Raw genomic sequence first — 1,247 nt, 5'->3', positions numbered from 1 at the left:
AGTCGCCGAACCTGATTAAACCGCTATCGAGGACTTTGCGGCGCGGCGTGCTACGTGCTTCGGTATCCGCTGTTGCGATGGTTGGCATCGGCTCACCTGTGAAAACTAATCGTTAACGGTGGGCCCAATCCGTAAAGCCTCCGTAAAGCGGGTTAGAAACTTACAGACGCCCTTTAAGTTTGGCTAACGCGACGGCCGGCGTAGGTTCGGGTTTTTGAAGAAGACGGGCCAAATGTCAAATATACCATTCGGCAGATATGCATCCCGCTTCGCTTATACGCGATCCTCAATGACGTCAGCTCCTAAAAGAAAAGCCCTGACAATTGCCCGGGCTTCAGTCTTGAAGTCAGAGAGGAACAGGGGTCCAAGAACAGCTATATCGCTTCCCACGCCTCAACCGGCAGCGTGCCGTTGTAATTCGACATGATATCGGTCGGATTGATTGAACCTGCGACGCCTGCTTGGGAAGGCGTGAGCACAGTGTGCGACCAGGCAAATGCAAGCATGAAAGCAATCGCGAGCGCTCCGACTGAAAGGGCTAGCTTGCGCATCGTTGGCTCCTTCGTTGACGAATTCGATGCAGTAAGGGTGCACGCATCGTGTTTCAGGAGTTTGCCATCCCAGGCTAAGAATGGTGTCGTCGCGGGATTTTTGGTTTCGTCGGGGAGCCGTAGGAAGAAACGTCTTCACGAATTCGCGAGGAAAACGTCGATTGACCAGACAAAGTACGGACGCCAACCGGATGCAACTGTCTTTTTGCCCGCCCAAAAGGACAGCGTAAGTTACCTAAATCAGCCAAGATCGATGGTCAGGAGACTGTAACCTGCTTCAATATAGCGGGTCCTGCATCGGGCACCATCACTCGTCACCGAAACCGCAGTGACGGGCGTCTTGGCCGGTGTCTGCTTCTGGCCACCTTTGAGACATGCCTGACTATCCTAAGAATGTTCCGTTCACCGGGGTAGACCGGAAATCGCCGTGGTCCGGCCTAACCGACGCGAATGACCCGCAACGGACATCGGCCAGCCAAAGTGTGGCAGTTTGAGTCCGATGCCCTGTCCTAAAATCCTGGAGGAGGCAATGCGACGGCGCGATTTCATCAAACTCCTCGGCGCGGCGGTCGCATGGCCTCTCGCAGCCCGCGCGCAGCAAACCGGCCGGGTGCGTCGGGTGCCCCACGTTGGTATCCTCAATTATGCTGCGGCTGATGATGCGCTAGTAACTGAGTTCCGAAGTGCGCTTCGAGA

At 55.3% G+C, this 1,247-nt stretch carries 1 protein-coding gene; it reads right to left on the bottom strand.

What is annotated here, in order from left to right; translation table 11 throughout:
* Positions 1–374 precede the first annotated feature (374 nt).
* Positions 375–551, bottom strand: a complete 177-nt coding sequence (locus JQ575_RS44205; RefSeq protein WP_212039424.1) for a hypothetical protein — start codon at positions 549–551, stop codon at positions 375–377.
* Positions 552–1,247 lie beyond the last annotated feature (696 nt).

This window comes from Bradyrhizobium sp. JYMT SZCCT0428 (assembly GCF_018131075.1).
Taxonomy (GTDB): domain Bacteria; phylum Pseudomonadota; class Alphaproteobacteria; order Rhizobiales; family Xanthobacteraceae; genus Bradyrhizobium.
Note: the sequence above shows the minus strand (reverse complement) of the source record. Positions and strands in the feature narration are given on the sequence as shown.

Bases quoted from the DNA above. Each gene is read 5' to 3' on its own strand.
- JQ575_RS44205 (WP_212039424.1), bottom strand. From the start codon at position 551: ATGCGCAAGCTAGCCCTTTCAGTCGGAGCGCTCGCGATTGCTTTCATG.